The organism is Microbacterium arabinogalactanolyticum (assembly GCF_030268005.1).
Classification (GTDB): Bacteria; Actinomycetota; Actinomycetes; order Actinomycetales; family Microbacteriaceae; genus Microbacterium; species Microbacterium arabinogalactanolyticum.
Window position 1 is genome coordinate 134,115 of the sequence record NZ_BRZC01000007.1, and the last position, 19,200, is coordinate 153,314.

The following is a 19,200-nucleotide window of genomic DNA, read 5'->3' on the forward strand; positions in this document are numbered from 1 at the left end:
CGTGATCCCCTTCCTCGGGTGACATCAGCCACCACCGTACCGCAAATCCACTCCGTTGAACACTGTTCCATTGAGTGGATCTTCGCTAGCATGACCGCATGGACACCTCTGCTGCCACCGTCGGGATGATCGGACTGGGTTCGATGGGCGCACCCGTCGCGAAGCGGATCCTCGCCGCGCGCGGCGAGCTCGTCATCCATGCCAGGCGCCCGCAGCCCGAACTCGTCGAGGCGGGGGCGACGTGGTCCGTCACTCCCCGCGACCTCGCGTCGCGGGTGGATGTGCTGCTGAGCCTGCTGCCGGACCTCCCCGAGCTCGAGGCGCTGCTGGAGGGCGAGGACGGACTTCTCGCGGGCGCCGGCGATCTGCTCATCCTGATCGGCTCGACCTCCTCCGCGCCGGCCGTGCGCGACCTCGCCGAGCGACTGCACGCACGGACCGACGGCCGGGTGCGGGTGGTCGACTGCCCGGTCTCCGGCGGCGAGGACGGCGCGAAGGCGGGAACGCTCTCGATCATGCTGGGCGGCGACGACCCGGACGACGTGGCGCTGGCCGCCGACGTGCTGGCGCCGTGCGGCACGCCGGTGCACCTCGGTCCGCTCGGTGCCGGCGAGGTCGCGAAGGCCTGCAACCAGCTCGTGGTCTCGGCCACCATCCTGGCCCTGGGCGAGGCGACCGTGCTCGCGGACCGCTCCGGCCTGGACCTCGATCGGATGTGGGGGCTGCTCGCCGGCGGCTACGCGGGCTCGCGCCTGCTCGAGACCCGGCGCGACAAGCTGGTCAGCGGCGACGACTCCCCGAGCGGCATGGCCAAGTACATGGTGAAGGACCTCGGCTTCGCATCCGACATCGCCGCTGCCACCGGAACCCAGGCGGCACTGCTGCCCGCGCTGCGCGCGGCGTTCGACGAGATCGTCGACGCCGGCCTCGGCGAGCGGGACATCTCCGTCACCCGGCGTCTGACCGCGCAGCGCGGTGCGCCCGCGAGCGAAACGCGCGAGTCCTGACCCTCCCCCAGCGGATACCCTGAAACCACCTGCACCCACGATCGAGGAGCTCTCAGTGCCCGAAGCATCAGCCAACATCGGAGTCGTCGGACTCGCCGTCATGGGGTCGAACCTGGCCCGCAACCTCGCGAGCCGCGAAGGCAACACGGTGGCGGTGCTGAACCGTTCCCGCACCAAGACCGACGAGCTGGTCGCCGCGCACCCCGAGGCGGGTTTCATCCCGGCGTTCTCGTACGAGGAGTTCGCGGCGTCGCTGCAGAAGCCGCGCACCGCGATCATCATGGTCAAGGCGGGCGGCCCGACGGATGCCGTGATCGACGAGCTCGTGAGGGTGTTCGAGCCCGGCGACATCATCGTCGACGGCGGCAACGCGTACTTCCCCGACACCATCCGCCGCGAGAAGGCGGTGCGCGGCACCGGCATCAACTACGTGGGCGCGGGGATCTCCGGCGGCGAGGAGGGCGCGCTCAACGGCCCGTCCATCATGCCCGGCGGCTCGGACGAGTCCTGGGTCACGCTCGGCCCCATCCTGAAGTCCATCGCCGCAGTCGCCGAGGGCGAGCCGTGCGTGACGCACATCGGCCACGACGGCGCCGGCCACTTCGTCAAGATGGTGCACAACGGCATCGAGTACGCCGACATGCAGCTCATCGCCGAGGCCTACGACCTGATCCGCCGCGGCACGGGCAAGAGCCCCGCCGAGATCGCCGAGATCTTCGCCGAGTGGAACAAGGGCGAGCTGGAGTCGTACCTCATCGAGATCACCGCCGAGGTGCTGCGCCAGGTGGACGCCGCCACCGGCCAGCCGCTCGTCGACGTCATCCTCGACCAGGCGGGTGCCAAGGGCACCGGGGCCTGGACCGTGCAGACCGCGCTGTCGCTGGGCACCCCGGTCTCCGGCATCGCCGAGGCGACCTTCGCCCGATCGCTGTCCTCCCACCCCGAGCAGCGCGCGGTCGCCGGAGCCCTCCCGGGACCGGACGAGACGTTCACCGTCGCAGACGCCGACGCCTTCATCGAGGACGTGCGCCTCGCGCTGTACGCGTCGAAGATCGTCGCCTACTCGCAGGGCTTCGACGAGATCCGAGCGGGCGCGGCCGAGTACGACTGGACCATCGACCTGGGCGCCGTGTCGAAGATCTGGCGTGCGGGCTGCATCATCCGCGCCCAGTTCCTGAACCGCATCGCCGACGCCTACGCCGAGACCCCCGACCTGCCCGTGCTGATGACCGCGCCGTACTTCGCCGAGGCCATCACGCGCGCGCAGGCCGCCTGGCGCCGCGTCGTCGTGGCCGCCGCGCAGGCCGGCATCCCGGCCCCCGCGTTCTCGTCGTCGCTGTCGTACTACGACGGCATCCGCGCCGACCGCCTCCCGGCCGCGCTCGTGCAGGGCCAGCGCGACTTCTTCGGCGCCCACACCTACAAGCGCATCGACAAGCCGGGCACCTTCCACACCCTGTGGTCCGGCGACCGCACCGAGATCGAGGCCGAGGACACGCACTGAGCCCCGCGCCCCGCTGGGCTGGATGAGGGCCGGATGCCGAACAGGCATCCGGCCCTCACAGCATCCGCATAGCCAACCCTATGGATTCTCGATGAGTGGGCGCGCACAATGAGTGCATGACTCACGAGCACCCCGACCTGCGCCGTCCGGACGGCTCCCCGCTGCGCATCCTCGCCGTCGACGACGAGCCCATGCTCACCGACCTGCTGGCGATGGCGCTGCGCATGGAGGGCTGGGAGGTGCGCACCGCCGGTTCGGGCCTGGAGGCTCTGCAGGTCGCCCGCGACTTCGAGCCGGATGCCCTGGTGCTGGACGTCATGATGCCCGACCTCGACGGCGTGGGGGTCCTGCGCCGGCTGCGCGAGGCCGGCAACCTCGTGCCCGTGGTGTTCCTCACCGCCAAGGACTCCGTCGGCGACCGCATCGCGGGCCTGACGGCCGGTGGCGACGACTACGTGACCAAGCCGTTCAGCCTCGAGGAGGTCATCGCGCGTCTGCGCGCCGTGATCCGCCGCTCCGGCCAGGGGCGCGCCGACGACGAGCAGTCGATCCTGCGCGTGGCCGACCTGTCCCTGAACGAGGACAGCCACGAGGTGATGCGCGGCGACGACGAGATCGAGCTGACCGCCACCGAGTTCGAGCTGCTGCGCTTCCTGATGCGCAACGAACGACGCGTGCTCTCCAAGGCGCAGATCCTGGACCGCGTGTGGAGCTACGACTTCGGAGGCAAGTCCTCGGTCGTGGAGCTGTACATCTCGTACCTGCGCAAGAAGATCGACGCCGGCCGCACTCCTCTGCTGCACACCGTGCGCGGCGTCGGCTACATGATCAAGTCCCCGCAGTAGCGTGCACATGTTCACCCGCCCGGTGAGCCTGCAGGCGCGGCTGATGGCCGCGGTGATCGGGTTCGTCTCTCTGATCCTGGTCATCGTCGCGATCATCACCAGCGCCACGCTCGGGAGGAATCTCGAGGACCGGCTCGGCGAGCAACTGGCAGGCTACTCGAACACCACCAAACAGTGGGTCGCCGCCTCCGAGCCGGTGGCCGCGCTCACCGGCACACCACTGAGTGCGGAGAGCGTCCTGATCGGCCAGCGCGTCCCCGTCGGCCTGCTGCTGGCGGTGCAGCAGCCCAACCGAGCCGCGACCGGCGTCATCGTGACGACTGACGGTGGGCGCGCACTGAACTCGGCGGAGCTGCGGGAGCTCAGTCGCGCTCTCCGGGATGCGGACAGCGCCACGGTCTCGCTCTCGAGCGGCTCCTACCTGGTGACCATCTCGCAGACCCACGATGGCACGACAGTGCTGACAGGCCTCTCTCGCGTAGACATCCAGCGCACGCTGGGCTCGCTGTTCACAGTGATCGCCCTGGCGACCCTCGGCGGCCTGCTGCTGCTGGCGCTCACCACGGCCCTCACCATCAGCATGGGGCTCCGGCCGCTCCGCGCCGTGGCGGCGACGGCCACGCGGGTGGCCGGGCAGCCCCTGGACCGCGGCGAGGTGAGCATCACCGAGCGGGTGCCCGAATACGAGGCCGACCCGCGCACCGAGGTGGGCCGCGTGGGTGCCGCACTGAACACCCTGCTCGATCACGTCGACTCCTCACTGGCGGCGCGCCAGCGCAACGAGGAGCGGATGAGACGCTTCGTCGCCGACGCGAGCCACGAACTGCGCACGCCCCTGGCATCCATCCGCGGCTACTCCGAGCTGTCGCTGAAGGCGATCAGGCAGGCGGAGCAGGCGGATGCCGATCAGGGCGCGCGGACGCTGGAGAACACCACCTCGGCGCTGGAGCGCATCCAGGCCCAGTCGCTGCGCATGACGCGCCTGGTCGAGGATCTGCTGCTGCTGGCCCGTCTGGACGAGGGCCGCGAGCTCGTGAGCAGGGAGCTCGATCTCGCCCAGCTCGCCGTGGAGGCGCTCACCGATGCGCAGCCGACGGCGGCCGACCACGCCTGGGAGCTGGACGTCCCCGAGGAGCCCGTCATGCTCCTGGGCGACGCGGGACGGCTGCACCAGGTGCTCGCGAACCTGCTCGCCAACGCCAGGACGCACACCCCGGCGGGCACCACGATCACGCTGTCCCTTGCGATCGAGTCCGGAACGGCCGTGCTGCGCGTGCACGACGACGGCCCCGGCATCGACCCGCAGGTGCGGGACGAGCTGTTCGCCCGATTCGCGCGCGGCGATGCGTCCCGCGCCCGTCAGACCGGCGGCACCGGGCTCGGGCTGGCGATCGCCAAGGCGATCGTGGAGGGCCACGGCGGGACGATCGACGTGACGAGCGCACCCGGCGACACGACCTTCACCGTGCGCCTGCCGCTGGAGACCGCTCCGCAGCAGACCGTCCCCGAGGAGTTCCCCCCTCCGCCGCCTCCCGCTCCCCCGGCTCAGTAGCCGGCGAAGGCGTCCGTGGTGAGACTGCGCGCCTTCTGCAGAGCGGGCGCGAGGTCGGCGATCAGGCGCGGCGGGCCCGAGATGAAAGCGTGCCGTGCGGCGATGTCGGGCACCACGCGCTCCAGGCCCGCGGCATCCAGCCGCACGCCCTGCGCCCAGGTCCAGTTCTCGGCCAGATCCGCCGGCTCGTCGCGCGTGAAGACCACGGCTCGCACCCCGGTGGCCTGGAGCTCGTCGCGGAACGCCAGCTCGGCCGCCTCGGAGGCCACGTAGACGAGCACGACGTCGCGCTGCACGCCCAGCGACTGCATCTGGCGCAGCTGCGACACGAACGGCGTGACGCCGATGCCCGCCGCCACCATGAGGGTCGGAGCCCCTCCGCGCGGCAGCAGGAAGTCGCCCCAGGTCCCGGTCACCGCCAGCACCGCACCGGGCTCCGCCGCGGCGAGAGCGCGCTTGTAGCTGGAGGGATGCTTCTGATCGCCGTTCTTGTACGCGATGCGCAGCGTGGGCAGATCGGCGGGGGCGGAGACGATGCTGAACTCGCGCCGGGTGCCGCGGGCATCCGGCCGGTGGTGCGGCACATCCAGCTCGAGGTACTGCCCGGGCAGGAAGCTCAGCCGCCCCTTGGTGCGGAACGTCAGCTCCTGGGCCGTGGGCGTCACCATCCGCCTCTTCTCCAGGACCAGCCGCACCGAACCGCGCAGCGCGAAGGCGAACGCCAGCAGGTTGCCGATCAGCAGGGCGCGCTCCTGCCCCAGGGTGAACAGGTCACCGATCGAGATCGGCCAGCCGGCGAGCACGCCCACGAGAGCCGCGACGCTGAACTGCTGCCAGCGCCGCGGAGGCTGGGTGAGCGGCTCGGAGAGCATGAAGGCACCGAGGAACAGATACGGCGTGTGCACGAGGGCGAACGCCACGGCATCCGCGATGACCACCTCGGTCCCCGCTGACTGCGCGAGCACCGCCTGACGCACCACCGAGACGCCGACGACGACCAGCAGGAACACCAGCACGATGCGCACCTTCTCGATGCGCCACAGCACGAGCAGGCCCAGCACGGCCACCGCGACGGCGAGCACGGGTGTTCCCACCCACCACGACGAGCGGGAGCCGAGACCGAGCACCGTCACGACAGCCGCGCCGAAGGCCGCAGGATTCAGCACGTGCCGGCCGCGCCACGCGATCAGGTACTTCGACAGGCTCGCGAGAGCGCCGGCCAGCGCATTCCCCAGCAGGCCTCCGGCCGTCAGCGAGGGCTGCATCACGAACAGCAGGATGAGCGCGGTGACCAGCGACGACTCGACGCGCCAGGGCAGCCGGAGGATGCGCTGCGCCGCGGCGTCGACCGCCGAGATCACGATCGCGAGCACCGCGAAGGATGCCAGGATCTCCGCCGCGCTCGGAACGACGAGCCCGGTGAAGGAGAAGCAGAGGGCCACCACGGCGAGCGCGACCAAGGCGAAGAACACCAGGCGGTACATCGAGATGCCGCCGAGCACCGCCAGCACGCGCTGCCGCAGTGCGGTGAAGGAGGTTATCACTGCGTGACGGCGCGCCTCAGGCGGCGCCGTTGAACATACTCGTGACCGAACCGTCCTCGAAGACCTGGCGGATGGCCGTGGCCAGCAGCGGTGCGATCGGGAGGATGACGAGCTCGTCCCAGCGGCGCGACTCCGACAGCGGGATCGTGTCGGTCACGACGACCTGGTCGATCGCCTCGTCCTGCAGGCGCACGGATGCCGGGTCGCTGAAGATCGCGTGCGTGGCGGCGACGATCACCTTGCGGGCACCGTTCGCCTTCAGCGCCTGCGCGGCCTTCACGATCGTGCCGCCGGTGTCGATCATGTCGTCGACGAGCAGGCAGGTGCGGTCGTTCACGGTGCCGACGATCTCGTGCACCGAGACCTGGTTCGCGACCTTCGGGTCGCGGCGCTTGTGGATGATCGCCAGCGGCGCGTTCAGGCTGTCGGACCAGGTGTCGGCGACGCGCACACGGCCCATGTCGGGCGAGACGATGGTGAGCGTCTCGCGGTCCTCGGCGGTGAGGGTCTCCTCGAAGTGCTTCAGCAGCACGGGCTTGGCGAAGAGGTGGTCGACGGGCCCGTCGAAGAAGCCCTGGATCTGCGCGGCGTGCAGGTCGACGCTCATGACGCGGTCGGCGCCGGCGACCTTGAGCATGTCGGCGACCAGGCGGGCGCTGATCGGCTCGCGACCGCGGCCCTTCTTGTCCTGGCGGGAGTACGGGTAGTACGGCGCAACGACGGTGATGCGCTTGGCGGATGCCCGCTTGGCGGCGTCCAGCATGATCAGCGTCTCCATGAGCCACTCGTTGACCGGCTCGCCGAAGGACTGCACGATGAAGAGGTCGCAGCCGCGGATCGACACCTCGAAGCGGGCGTAGATCTCACCCGAGGCGAACGTGCGGTGCTCGACGGGCGCCATCTCCTGACCCAGCGCAGCGGCGACCGCCGCCGTCAGCTCGGGATGGGAGCGACCTCCGGCGACGACCAGTCGCTTCTTGGTCTTGGCGATCAGCCCGGGTGCGACCCCGTTCTCCCGATCCAGTGCCACCGTCTTCTTCTTGTGCCCCATCCGAGCCGCCTATTCCGCCGATCGTTCCCGCGCGGCGGCATCCGCCGCGCCGGTTCCTGCTCTGTTCTTCTCGACCCACCCCTCGATGTTGCGCTGAGGGGCGACGCTCATGGCCAGCGAGCCTGCGGGGACGTCCTTGCGGACGACAGCACCTGCACCGGTCTTCGCACCTGCACCAAGCCTAACGGGCGCGACGAGCACCGTGTGAGAGCCGGTGTGCACCTCGTCCCCGATCTCGGTGCGGTGCTTGTTCACATCGTCGTAGTTCGCGGTGATGGTGCTCGCGCCGAGGTTGACGTGGCGGCCGATCACGGCATCCCCCACGTAGGACAGATGCGGGACCTTGCTGCCCTCGCCGATCTGCGCGTTCTTGGTCTCGACGTAGGCGCCGATCTTCCCGCCCTCGCCGAGCACGGTCCCGGGTCGCAGGAACGAGAACGGGCCCACCGTGGCGCGAGCGCCGATCACGGCCAGGTTCGCATCGGTGCGCTTGACGACGGCGTCCTCGCCGACCTCGGTGTCGACCAGTGTGGTGTCGGGGCCGATGGTGGCGCCGGTCGCGACCACGCACGCGCGCAGGAGCTGCGTGTTCGGCAGGATCGTCACGTCGGGTGCGAGCACGACGTCGTCGTCGATCCAGGTGGTGGCCGGGTCGATGATCGTCACGCCCTCGCGCTGCCAGCGGCGCACGATGCGCTGGTTGAGCACCCGCCCCGCCTCCGCGAGCTGAGCGCGATCGTTCACGCCGAAGGTGGATGCCGCATCCGGCGCCAGTTCGGCGGCGACGTGCTCGGCCGCACCCCGCAGCAGGCCGATCACGTCGGTGAGGTACAGCTCGCCCTGAGCGTTGTTCTGGTCGATGCGCGTCAGGAAGGCGCGCAGCGCCGCGACCCGGAAGACGTAGACGCCCGCATTGATCTCGGTGACGGCGGCCTCGGCCTCCGTCGCGTCCTTCTGCTCGACGATGCGCTCGACGGCGCCGTCGGCGCCGCGGATCACGCGGCCGTAGCCGGTCGGGTCGTCCAGATGGGCGCTCAGCAGGGTCGCCGCGGCGGATGCCGCCCGGTGGCCGTCGAGCAGGTGCTGCAGGGTGTCGGCCTCGAGCAGCGGCACGTCTCCGGAGAGCACGAGCACGTCGCCGTCGAAGTCGTCCGGGAGTGCGTCGAGTGCGACCTGCACGGCGCGGCCGGTGCCCGGGATCTCGTCCTGATCGACGATGCGCGCGTCCGGGTACTGCTCGGCGAGCGTCGCGACGACCTGCTCCCGCTCGTGCCGCACGACGACCTCGATGTGCTGCGCCCCCAGCGCGTGCGCGGTGGTCAGCACGTGTCCGACCAGCGGCCTGCCGCCGATCTCGTGCAGCACCTTGGGCAGGCGCGACTTCATGCGGGTGCCCTGCCCTGCGGCGAGGACGATGATGGCGAGTGCGTTCTCCGACATGCTCCGCCGCCAGGACTCGAACCTGGACTTCACAGCTCCAAAGGCTGTCGTGCTGCCATTACACCACGGCGGACCGCGGCCCCCGTGGGACACCGCCCGTCAAGTCTGCCACGTTCACCCGTGCGCTCTGAGCGCGGCCGCGGCCGTAGGCCCGCTCGTCATCTGCCGGAAACACTCTCCTGCGATCATGAGGGCATGAGCATCGTCATCGAGCGCGTCGATACGGCCACCCCCGCGCTGCAGGCGTTCGTTGCGGCGCACCATGCCGAGATGGAGGGCACCGCCCCGCCGGAGAGCCAGCACGCGCTGTCCTTCGACCGGCTGCTCGAGCCGGGCGTTCGGCTCTTCGCCGGCTACCACGAGGGCCGTCCCGTCGCCACCGGTGCGCTGGCGGCGGTCGACGACGGCCACGAGGAGCTGAAGTCGATGCGCATCGCCCCGACCTCCCGACGGCAGGGCTTCGGCCGCGCCATGCTCGCCTTCCTGATCGGGGACGCCGGGAGCCGGGGCGTCCGGCGGCTGTCGCTCGAGACCGGACGCGATCCGTTCTTCGCTCCCGCCCGCGCCCTGTACGCCGATGCCGGCTTCGTGGAGTGCGAGGCGTTCGGGCGGTACCTGCCCGATCCGCACAGCGCGTTCCTGACTCTCGCCCCGGTGCCGGTGGCGGGGATGGAGGCGGCGCCGCACGCGGGATAATGGTGCGATGAGCGAGGTGGATGAGGTCGATCGGATCGTCAGCGCGTGGAACGCGCAGCGTCCCGACCTGGACTTCTCCCCCCTCGAGGTGCTCTCCCGCATGGACCGGCTCTCCCGCCACCTGGACAGGGCCAGGCGCGAGGTGTTCCACCGCAGCGACATCGAGCCCTGGGAATGGGACGTGCTCTCGGCGCTGCGGCGCGCGGGCTCGCCCTTCCAGCTCTCGCCCAAGCAGCTGCTGCAGCAGACGCTGGTGACCAGCGGCACCATGACCAACCGCATCGACCGTCTCGTCGGCCGACGGTTCGTGCGCCGCGAGGCGGATCCCGGCGACGGCCGCAGCATCCTGGTCATCCTCACCGACGACGGGAAGGTGCGGGTGGATGCCGCCATCACCCGCCTCGTGGATGCCGAGGCCGAGCTGCTGCAGGCGCTGCCCCGCGCGGACCGCGACCGGCTGGCGGGTCTCCTGCGCAAGCTCAGCCTGAGCTTCGACGTATGAGTGCGCGCTGATGGCGATGACCTCACCGCTGCCGGTGCGCGACGGCGTCGGTGCGACCCGGCTGCACCTGCCGCTGAGCGGTCCGTGGCCCACCATCGGCGCGTACATGGCCGAGCGCTTCTTCCACCTCGACCCGGAACGACTGCTGACGCGCTTCGACCGCGGTGAGATCGTGGCGCGCGACGGCTCGCCCCTCACCAGGGACACCCCGCTGGGCGCACAAGAGTTCGTCTGGTACTACCGGGAGCCGCCGGTGGAGCGCGAGATCCCGTTCGAGATCGAGGTGCTGCACCAGGACCGCGACCTCGTGGTGGCCGACAAGCCGCACTTCCTGCCGACCACCCCGGGCGGCAAGTACCTGCAGAACTCCGCGCTGGTGCGGCTGCGGAACCTGCTCGGCATCCCCGAGCTGACCCCGATCCATCGTCTGGACCGGGCGACGGCGGGCCTGCTGATGTTCTCGGTGCGCCCGGAGACCCGCGGTGCCTACCAGCTGCTGTTCGAGAACCGCCGGGTGGAGAAGGTGTACGAGGCGGTGTCGGCCCTGCCCGAGGGGTGGGATGCGGCATCCCCCGCGCTCGACGGCCGTCCGTTCCCGATCGTCCACCGCAATCACATCGAGAAGCTCCGCGCGAACGTGTGCGTGCGGGTCGATGCCGACCGCGAGCCCAACTCCGAGACGCTGATCGAGCTGATCGACGCAGACGAGCGCGTGCTGCACACGCGACTCCGGCCGCACTCCGGGAAGATGCACCAGCTGCGGGTGCACCTGGCGGCGCTGGGCGCAGGCATCCTCAACGACGGCTTCTACCCCGTGCTGCTGCCCGAAGCGCCCGACGACTTCACGAAGCCCCTGCAGCTGCTGGCCCGCGAACTGCGGTTCACGGATCCGCTCACCGGCGACGCACGGGAGTTCGTGACGCGCAGGACCCTGCAGGAGGCGCCTGTCAGGCCGGAACCGCTGCCCGTGCGGCCCACGCCACCGCATCGAGGGTGAATGGTCCGTCCGGATCGTCGAGGTCCTCGCGAACGGCGATGCGCACGGCATCCAGCTGATCGGCAGTCAGGGTCTGCACGAACTGTCCGATAGGGCCGATCCTGGCGGTGTAGCCGGACCAGAGGTCATCGATGTCCCGGTAGTCGGCCGTCGCCACGATCTCAGTGGCGCGAACATCGACGAGCCCGGCCCCCTCGAGCAGCGACGCCAGTTCGCCCTCGCGGAGCCCCAGCAGCCGGTCGTCCGCGGGAGAGATCCCGAGCACGCGACCCGCGGCCCGCCAGAAGCGCGCGATGCCCTGCATCCGCGCATGGTCCCAGAAGCACAGCGCCACCACGCCACCGGCGCGGGTCACCCGCGCCATCTCGCGCACGCCCCGCTGCGCGTCCGACATGAAGCCGACCACGAGCGAGGACAGCGCCGAGTCGAACGCGCCGTCGGCGAAGGGCAGAGCCTCCGCGACGCCCTCGATGACCTCAGCACCCGGCACTCGCTCGCGGCAGGCCGCGACGAACGGCGACGAGGGATCGATCGCCGAGACGCTCCCCGCGCCGAGGCGGCGGGCCAGCTCGACCGTGAGGCCGCCCGGTCCGCATCCGACGTCGAGCGCGCTGCCCTTCTCCACACCGGCGAAGTCGGCGAACGCCGGCGCCAGTGAAGGCAGGAATCGACCTATCAGACGGTCGTAGCCGTCTGCCGCCTGGAACATCCCCGTGCCCATGACGCGCCTTTCACCCCAGAGGACTCCCCTGGTGCGAGGATGGCACGTCTCGGGTCGCGGCGGAAGGGCTATCGCCGCATGATCACGCGCGCGAGCTTCGTCCCCAGCAGCTGCACGAGGTGCACGAACACGACGATCAGCACGATGGCTGCCCACATCACGACCGGCTCGAACTGACGGAAGCCGTAGATCTGCGCGAAGGCGCCCAGACCACCGCCGCCCACGAGGCCGGCCATGGCGGTCATGTCGATGAGCGCGACCACGATGAACGTGTAGCCGAGGATGAGCGGCCCGAGCGACTCGGGGATCGCGACGGTGAAGAGGATGCGCCACGGGCCGGCGCCCATCGCGCGCGCGGCCTCGAGCACGCCCGGCGCGACCGACACGAGATGCTGCTCGACGATGCGCGCGATCGCGAAGGAGGCTGCGAGACCGATCGCGAAGGCGCCGGCCGTGGTGCCGATGCCGACGCCGATCACGGCCCGCGTCAACGGCATCGCCACGGCGATGAAGATCACGAACGGGATCGGGCGGAAGAAGTTCACCAGCAGCTCGAGCAGCCCGTTGACGAAGCGGTTCGGCAGCAGCCCGCCGCGGCGGGTGAGGTACAGGCCCACGCCGATGAGGGTGCCGAGAACGCCCGCCATGACCAGCGCGAACACCGTCATGTACAGCGTCTCGACGGCGGCCTTCCAGAATTCGCCGCCCAGTTCGATGAGACGGTCCATCAGCGCGTCCCCTCCTGCTCGAGCTCGGTCACTTCGGCGTGCTGCCGGATGCCGCGAAGCGCCTCGTCGATCGCGGCATCCGCACCCCGGATCGCCAGGGTGAGATGGCCGAAGGCGCGACCGCGGATGTCGTTGATGCCGCCGTACACGAGCTCGAACTCGAGGCCCGCCTGTGCGAGGTCCAGCAGCACCTGCGACTGCGAGGAGTCCCCGTCGCGGAACGAGAACGTGACCAGGCGTCCGGCGTGCCGCTCGCGGAGAGCCGCGGCCTCGGCCGGCGACGGAAGTCCCTTGATGACCGTGCCGACGAAGCGCTGGGAGGCGGGGTTCTGCGGTCGGGAGAAGACGTCGAAGACCTCGCCCTTCTCGATCACCCGGCCCTTCTCCATCACGGCGACCTTCGTCGCGATCGTCTGGATGACGTCCATCTCGTGCGTGATGACGACGATCGTCACGCCCTGCTCGCGGTTGACGCGTCCCAGCAGATCGAGCACCTCGTGCGTGGTCTGCGGGTCCAGCGCGCTGGTCGCCTCGTCGGCGAGCAGGATGCTGGGCCGGGTCGCCAGCGCACGGGCGATGCCCACGCGCTGCTTCTGACCGCCGGAGAGCTGCTCGGGGTAGGCGCGCGCCTTGTCGGCGAGGCCCACGAATCTCAGCAGCTCGGCCACGCGCTCGTCGATCTCGCGCGGGGACCAGCCGGCGAGCTTCAGCGGATAGGCGATGTTGGCCTTGACGGTCTTCGCCGAGAACAGATTGAACTGCTGGAAGATCATGCCGACCCCGCCGCGGATCCGGCGCAGCTCCCGCTCGCTCAGCGCGGTGATGTCGACGCCGTCGACGTGGATCGTCCCGCTCGTGGCGGGTTCGAGGGCGTTGATCAGCCGCACCAGAGTGGACTTGCCCGCTCCGGAGTAGCCGATGATGCCGAACACGTCGCCCTGCTCGATGTCGAGGGTGACGTCGTCGACCGCGGTCACAGGTGCGCTGTCGCGCCCCGCTGCCGGGTAGCTCTTGGTGACGCCGGCGAGGCTCACGATGGGCATGTGTTCTCCCGAGGGTGGGGATGCGGTGTGCACGGGAATCGGGCGGCGCGAGTTCGCGCCGCCCGATTCTCTCGCATTCAGGTGTGAACGCGGGATGTCACTTCTTGATGACGGTGTCCTCGAGAACCGTCTTCAGCGACTTCTGCAGGTCGGCGGCCGCGGTCTTCAGCGGCACCGCCGTGTCGCCCGAGGACTCCTGCAGGCCCTTCTGCACCGCCGCGTCGGTCTGGAAGATCTCGACGAGCTTCTTGTAGGTCGGATTGTCGACGTCATCGGCGCGGGCCGCGAAGATGTTCACGTACGGCAGCGCGTTCGGGTCGGTCGGGTCGTCCTGTGCGATGGCGTCCTTGAAGCTGAGGCCCGCATCCTTGACGAAGTCGTTGTTGATGATCGCCGCGGCGACGTCGGGCAGAGCGGTCGGGATGACGGCCGCCTCGAGCGCGGACACCTTGACCTTGGACTTGTCGGTGTCGACGTCGGCGAGGTCACTGACGATGGTGCCGCCGCTCTTCAGCTTGATGAGGCCGGCCGACTGGAGCACCAGCAGCGCGCGGGCCTGGTTGGAGGCGTCGTCCGGCACGGCGACGGTCTCGCCCTTCGGGATGTCCTTCACCGAGTCGTACTTCTTCGAGTACAGGCCCAGCGGGTAGATCGCGGTCGCGCCGATCGGCTGCAGGTCCTTGCCCGAGGCCTTGTCGTACTGCGCGAGGTAGACGATGTGCTGGAACTGGTTCAGGTCGAGCTCGCCCTCGGCGAGCGCGGGGTTGGGCTGCTCGTAGGAGCCGAAGTCGACCAGTTCGACCGAGATGCCCTCCTTCTTGGCCGCGGCGACGAACGCGGGCCACTGGGCATCGCTCTTGCCGACGACGCCGATCTTGACCGTGTCGTCCTTCTTGGCGGAGTCGGTGGAGGATGCCGGATTGGAGGCGCACCCGACGAGGGAGGCGATCAGGACAGCGGCCGTTGCGGCGGCGGCTGCGAGGGTGGTGATGCGACGGGACATGGTCTGTGATTCCTCTCGTGGGGGACTCGAAAACGGTACGTGGCGCCTCCGGGAGCCCCGTAATCGGCCCGTCACATTACGTCACAGCGCCGCCAGCCTCACTACGCTTCGCGCGGCGACCGGACGGAGAGGGGCATCAGGCCCGTGGGAGTGGACACACCACCTCACCACGGGCCTGGTCGCGTCCCCCAGCCGCGAGAGCAGCGCCGCGGTCCTCCCGATCCCCCAACCGAGGTAGACGGGCGTCTATATGCTCGTAGACGAGCGTATATCACTCGGGTGATGACGTCCAGACCGCCCGGATGCCGTCGACGACGACGGATTCGGCATCCCGGACACCGAGTCCGGTCAGAGCCGTGGCGAAGCTGTCGACGGCGTTCTGCGCCGAGTAGTCCGTGAGGAACCGCGCGATCGCGAGCTCCCCGGACACGAGCAGCTGCAGGAACAGCGTGGCCTGCGCCGGCGGCATCCGCAGTTCACCGCCCTCGCGGGAGAGGTGATCGGCGAGGAAGCCCGCGACGACGTCGCGCGAGGTGACGTAGCCGCGCCGCGCGATCTCGACGGGCACGGAGCGGTCCTGATAGAGCGCAAGCCACGCGGCGGCGATCGGGTCGGCCGCTCCCGCCCGCGCGAGCCCGGCGAAGTACGCGATGCAGCCCCGCATCGCACTGTCGGGGAAGAGCCGGCGGGCATCCTCCGCGACCTGGACGGCGATCTCGTCCGCACGGTCGAACACCGCGATCGCGATGTCCTGCTTCGTCGGGAAATGGTGCCCGAGCGCGCCCTTCGTGAGCCCGAGCCTGGCGGCGATCCGCGACAACGATGCGGCGGCGTAGCCGCATTCGATCATCTCCTCGCTGGCGGCGGTCAGCAGGCGCAGTCGAGTACGGTGTGCGGGGGAATCGGGGAGCACCCATCCACCATAGGGCGCGAGAGCGCCGCGGTGCAGGTCAGTCCAGCTGCTCGGTGAGCTCGAACCAGCGCAGCTCGAGCTCGTCCACCTCGTCCTGCTGCGCCTGGATGGTCTTCATCCGCTCGGCGAGCCCGGCATAGTCGGACTGATCGTGGTCGGCGAGCGCATGCTTGGCGCGATCGATCTGCTCGTTGAGCTTCTGCATCCTGCGCTCGAGGGCTGCGAGCTCCTTCTCGGCGGCGCGACGGGCCGCGCCGTCGAGCGCCGGGATCTTCAAGGACGCCGCCGGGGTCGCAGCACCCTCGGACGCGCCGCCGGACCTCTGCTCGAGAGCCCGCAGGCGGAGGTACTCGTCGATGCCGCCCGGCAGGTGCCGCAGGTGGCCGCCCATCACGGCGTACTGCTGGTCGGTGACGCGCTCCAGGAAGTACCGGTCGTGGCTCACGACGAGCAGGGTCCCCGGCCACGAGTCGAGCAGATCCTCGATCGCGGCGAGCATGTCGGTGTCCATGTCGTTCGTGGGCTCGTCGAGGATCAGCACGTTCGGCTGGTCCAGCAGCACGAGCAGCAGCTGCAGCCGCCGCTGCTGCCCGCCCGAGAGCTCCTTCACGCGCGTGGACAGCTGCGCGGAGCTGAAGCCGAGCCGCTCCAGGAGCTGACCTGGCGTGAGGTCCTGCGCCTTCGACCCGGCCCCGAACGTGTACGAGGTGCGCAGCCCGCTGATCACCGTGCGCACCGGCTCATCCCAGTGCTGCTCGAGCTCGTCGATCCGCTGCGTGAGCGTGCGCACCTGCACGGTCTTGCCGCGCTTGACCCGCCCGCTCGTGGCCTCCACGGTCCCGGCGATCAGCCCGAGCAGCGTGGACTTGCCCGCGCCGTTGACGCCCAGGATGCCGGTGCGCTCCCCCGGAGCGATGCGCCACTCCACGTCGCGCAGCACCACTTTCTCCTCGGTCCCCGAGCCCCTCGAAGGGTAGGAGACGCCGGCGTCCAGCAGGTCGACGACGTCCTTGCCGAGGCGGGAGACCGCCAGCGACTGCAGCGAGACGGAGTCGCGGATCGGCGGCACGTCGGCGATCAGCTCGTTGGCGGCGTCGATGCGGAACTTCGGCTTGCTGGTGCGCGCCGGCGCACCGCGGCGCAGCCACGCCAGCTCCTTGCGCGCCAGGTTCTGCCGCTTCGCCTCGGATGCCGCGGCCATCCGGTCGCGCTCGACGCGCTGCAGGATGTAGGCCGCGTACCCGCCCTCGAACGGCTCGACGATCCGGTCGTGCACCTCCCAGGTGGCGGTGCAGATCTCGTCGAGGAACCAGCGGTCGTGCGTGACGACCAGCAGCGCCCCGGCGTTCCCCGCCCACCGGGTCTTCAGGTGCCCGGCGAGCCAGGTGATGGCCTCGACGTCGAGGTGGTTGGTGGGCTCGTCGAGAGCGATGACGTCCCAGTCGCCCGCGAGCAGTCGGGCCAGCGCGACCCGGCGGCGCTGCCCTCCGGAGAGGGATGCCACCGAGGCGTCCCAGTCGAGGTCGGCGACGAGGCCGGCGATGACGTCGCGCACCTTCGCGTCGCCCGCCCACTCGTGCTCCGGCGTGTCCCCCACGACCGCTCCCCCGACGGTGAGGGCGTCGTCGAGGGTGTCCGCCTGATCGAGCACGCCGATCGTCGTGCCACCGCGCACGGTCACGCGGCCGGCATCCGGCTCCTTCCGTCCGGCCAGCATCCCGAGCAGGCTCGACTTGCCGTCGCCGTTGCGCCCGACGATGCCGATGCGGTCCCCCTCCTCGATGCCGAGGGTGACCGAGTCGAAGACGACGCGCGTGGGGTACTCGAGGTGGAGCGCTTCGGCGCCGAGAAGATGTGCCATGTCGTCTTCCAGGGTAGTCGTGCGGGCCTGTCGCGCTTTGCGGCCTTCCAGGCCGCCTCCATAATGGAGTGCACCATGTGAACGTACACATCGAGGGGGTCGAGGCACCGTGGACCGCGTCCGGGCACCGAACATCCGCGATGTCGCGCGCCTGGCCGGAGTCTCGTACCAGACGGTCTCCCGGGTGCTGAACGACTCCCCCAACATCCGCTCGGCGACCAGGGATCGCGTGCTGGCCGCGATCGACGAGCTCGGCTACCGCCCGAACCAGGCCGCGCGCACGCTCGTGACCAGCCGATCGCGCATCATCGGAGTGCTCACCTCGATGTCGGTGCACTACGGTCCGACGACCGCGATCAACGCGCTCGAGGTCTCGGCACGCGAAGCCGGGTACCGCATCAGCCTGACCACGCTGGCCACGGGAGACGACGCCTCGATCCGCGGCAGCCTGGACTTCCTGATGTCGCAGGGCATCGAGGCGCTCGTCGTGATCGCACCCCAGGAGCGCATCATCCAGGCCCTCGCGGACGCATCGATGAGCATCCCCACGATCACGCTCGACACCAGCGGGCGCGCGAACGCGCACAGCGTCGGCGTCGATCAGGTCACGGGCGCCCGCCTGGCCACGCAGCACCTGATCGACCTCGGCCACACCGACATCGTGCACATCGCCGGTCCTCGCGACTGGATCGAGGCGGATGCCAGGATGCAGGGCTACCTGCAGGCCCTCTCAGACGCCGATCTTCGCACCCGGGCGCCCATCCTCGGCGACTGGAGCGCGTCCTTCGGGTACTACGCGGGTCGCGAGCTGCTGCGCTACCGGGATTTCACGGCGGTCTTCGCGGGCAACGACCAGATGGCACTCGGGTTCCTGCACGCCTGCCGGGAGATGGGCATCGACGCTCCGGGCGAGATGAGCGTGGTCGGCTTCGACGACATCCCCGAGGCCGCGCACTTCGCCCCGCCGCTCACCACCGTGCGCCAGGACTTCGCCGAGATCGGCCGTCGCGCCATGTCGATGCTGCTCGCCCTGATCGACGGCGGGGATGCCGAGCAGGCACGGGTCCTCCCCGAACTCGTGCTGCGCGCGTCGACGGCGCCCGCGCCGCGCTGACCCCGGGCCGGACGGGCGTCGATCATCACGAATCGGTAACCGCTCCGTACCCGGCCGTTGACAGATGTGACCGTTTCGCATGTATCATCGAGCACACGTTGTGAACGGTCACAAATGAGAGCACGGCCTGAAAGAGGCCACCCGCAAGACGATGGAGTCCCGAAGATGCCGCATCCCTCAGCCCCGCAGGATCGGGCTGACGCCGCCGTGGCGCAGGTGCTCATCGCCCGCACCCGCGAACAGCTCTGCGAGGCGTGTGCCACGGCATCCGCCCTGCCCTCCCCCGCCGCGGTGTCCGCACGCGTCGACGGCACGGACCTGTTCGTGATCACGCCCGACGCCGCGGACCTGTCCTCCGTCGGCCCGTCGCAGACCTCCGTCTTCGGCATCGACGGCCGCATCGTGAGCGCGCCGTGGGACCGCCGCACGGCCCCCTCCTCCGCATCCTCCGAGCACGCCGGCATCCACCGGGCGGGCGCAGGACGCTCCGCGGCCTCCTGCGCCGGCCGCATCGTGCACGCACCGACTCCCGCGGCGGCCCTCCGGGCCATCGCGGAACCGGCGGGCTCCCCGCCCGCCGACCGGGCCCACCCGGGCTCCCGCACCTCCCTTCCCCCCGGGAAGGTCGGCGAAACGCACCACACAACCGATCCACACCACACAAGGAGCACACAGTGAA

At 70.2% G+C, this 19,200-nt stretch carries 18 protein-coding genes and 1 tRNA gene; 9 read left to right on the top strand and 10 right to left on the bottom strand.

The window, feature by feature from the left end; all coding sequences use genetic code 11:
- The first annotated feature begins 98 nt into the window (after positions 1-98).
- The 4 genes from MIAR_RS12095 (at position 99) to MIAR_RS12110 (ending at position 4,908) form a co-directional block, all read left to right on the top strand.
- A complete protein-coding gene (locus MIAR_RS12095; protein ID WP_285636164.1) occupies positions 99-1,007 on the top strand; it encodes an NAD(P)-dependent oxidoreductase in 909 nt (302 codons plus the stop codon).
- 55 nt (positions 1,008-1,062) lie between these two features.
- Positions 1,063-2,511, top strand: coding sequence for an NADP-dependent phosphogluconate dehydrogenase (gndA, locus tag MIAR_RS12100; RefSeq protein ID WP_285636167.1), 1,449 nt, complete (start codon positions 1,063-1,065; stop codon positions 2,509-2,511).
- A 116-nt stretch (positions 2,512-2,627) separates the two neighbouring features.
- Positions 2,628-3,356, top strand: a complete 729-nt coding sequence (locus tag MIAR_RS12105) for a response regulator transcription factor (RefSeq protein WP_285636170.1) — start codon at positions 2,628-2,630, stop codon at positions 3,354-3,356.
- Between the two features lie 7 nt (positions 3,357-3,363).
- Positions 3,364-4,908, top strand: coding sequence for a sensor histidine kinase (locus tag MIAR_RS12110; protein ID WP_285636173.1), 1,545 nt, complete (start codon positions 3,364-3,366; stop codon positions 4,906-4,908).
- On the opposite strand, the gene MIAR_RS12115 is transcribed toward MIAR_RS12110, so the two are convergent.
- From MIAR_RS12115 to MIAR_RS12130, 4 genes are all read right to left on the bottom strand, one after another.
- The gene (locus MIAR_RS12115) at positions 4,902-6,452 is read right to left on the bottom strand and encodes an FAD-dependent oxidoreductase (protein WP_285636176.1); all 1,551 of its coding nucleotides are present in this window, start codon (positions 6,450-6,452) and stop codon (positions 4,902-4,904) included. The two genes, MIAR_RS12110 and MIAR_RS12115, sit on opposite strands and share 7 nt — an antisense overlap.
- Before the next feature lie 16 nt (positions 6,453-6,468).
- Positions 6,469-7,503: a ribose-phosphate diphosphokinase gene (locus tag MIAR_RS12120; protein WP_285636179.1), complete on the bottom strand. Its 1,035-nt coding sequence runs from the start codon at positions 7,501-7,503 to the stop codon at positions 6,469-6,471.
- Between the two features lie 9 nt (positions 7,504-7,512).
- Positions 7,513-8,943: a bifunctional UDP-N-acetylglucosamine diphosphorylase/glucosamine-1-phosphate N-acetyltransferase GlmU gene (glmU, locus tag MIAR_RS12125; protein WP_285636182.1), complete on the bottom strand. Its 1,431-nt coding sequence runs from the start codon at positions 8,941-8,943 to the stop codon at positions 7,513-7,515.
- A 1-nt stretch (position 8,944) separates the two neighbouring features.
- Positions 8,945-9,016 (bottom strand) — tRNA-Gln (locus MIAR_RS12130).
- A gap of 122 nt (positions 9,017-9,138) precedes the next feature.
- Between MIAR_RS12130 and MIAR_RS12135 the strand changes: the two genes are divergently transcribed.
- From MIAR_RS12135 to MIAR_RS12145, 3 genes are read left to right on the top strand one after another with little or no spacing between them, the layout of a single operon-like run.
- On the top strand, positions 9,139-9,639 hold the full coding sequence (locus tag MIAR_RS12135; protein WP_285636185.1) for a GNAT family N-acetyltransferase: 501 nt from the start codon (positions 9,139-9,141) through the stop codon (positions 9,637-9,639).
- A 7-nt stretch (positions 9,640-9,646) separates the two neighbouring features.
- Positions 9,647-10,141, top strand: a complete 495-nt coding sequence (locus tag MIAR_RS12140) for a MarR family winged helix-turn-helix transcriptional regulator (protein WP_285636188.1) — start codon at positions 9,647-9,649, stop codon at positions 10,139-10,141.
- 16 nt (positions 10,142-10,157) lie between these two features.
- Positions 10,158-11,138 (top strand): pseudouridine synthase, encoded by a 981-nt coding sequence (locus MIAR_RS12145; protein WP_285638503.1) that lies wholly within the window; start codon positions 10,158-10,160, stop codon positions 11,136-11,138.
- Here the strand turns inward: MIAR_RS12145 and MIAR_RS12150 are convergent.
- The 6 genes from MIAR_RS12150 to MIAR_RS12175 form a co-directional block, all read right to left on the bottom strand.
- Entirely contained in the window at positions 11,089-11,859 is a 771-nt protein-coding gene (locus tag MIAR_RS12150; RefSeq protein WP_285636191.1) for a class I SAM-dependent methyltransferase, read from the bottom strand. The two genes, MIAR_RS12145 and MIAR_RS12150, sit on opposite strands and share 50 nt — an antisense overlap.
- Before the next feature lie 68 nt (positions 11,860-11,927).
- Complete coding sequence (locus MIAR_RS12155) at positions 11,928-12,587, bottom strand: methionine ABC transporter permease (protein WP_285636195.1); 660 nt, start codon at positions 12,585-12,587, stop codon at positions 11,928-11,930.
- A complete protein-coding gene (locus MIAR_RS12160) occupies positions 12,587-13,630 on the bottom strand; it encodes a methionine ABC transporter ATP-binding protein (protein WP_285636198.1) in 1,044 nt (347 codons plus the stop codon). The genes MIAR_RS12155 and MIAR_RS12160 overlap by 1 nt, the downstream gene beginning before the upstream one ends.
- A gap of 97 nt (positions 13,631-13,727) precedes the next feature.
- Complete coding sequence (locus MIAR_RS12165) at positions 13,728-14,633, bottom strand: MetQ/NlpA family ABC transporter substrate-binding protein (RefSeq protein ID WP_285636201.1); 906 nt, start codon at positions 14,631-14,633, stop codon at positions 13,728-13,730.
- 271 nt (positions 14,634-14,904) lie between these two features.
- Positions 14,905-15,546 carry a TetR/AcrR family transcriptional regulator gene (locus tag MIAR_RS12170; RefSeq protein WP_285636203.1) on the bottom strand — a complete coding sequence of 214 codons (642 nt, stop codon included), beginning with the start codon at positions 15,544-15,546 and terminating at the stop codon, positions 14,905-14,907.
- A gap of 37 nt (positions 15,547-15,583) precedes the next feature.
- Complete coding sequence (locus MIAR_RS12175; RefSeq protein WP_285636206.1) at positions 15,584-17,407, bottom strand: ABC-F family ATP-binding cassette domain-containing protein; 1,824 nt, start codon at positions 17,405-17,407, stop codon at positions 15,584-15,586.
- Between the two features lie 109 nt (positions 17,408-17,516).
- Between MIAR_RS12175 and MIAR_RS12180 the strand changes: the two genes are divergently transcribed.
- Positions 17,517-18,521: a LacI family DNA-binding transcriptional regulator gene (locus MIAR_RS12180; protein WP_285636210.1), complete on the top strand. Its 1,005-nt coding sequence runs from the start codon at positions 17,517-17,519 to the stop codon at positions 18,519-18,521.
- 165 nt (positions 18,522-18,686) lie between these two features.
- A complete protein-coding gene (locus tag MIAR_RS12185) occupies positions 18,687-19,199 on the top strand; it encodes a class II aldolase/adducin family protein (protein WP_285636214.1) in 513 nt (170 codons plus the stop codon).
- The last annotated feature ends 1 nt before the right edge of the window (position 19,200 follow it).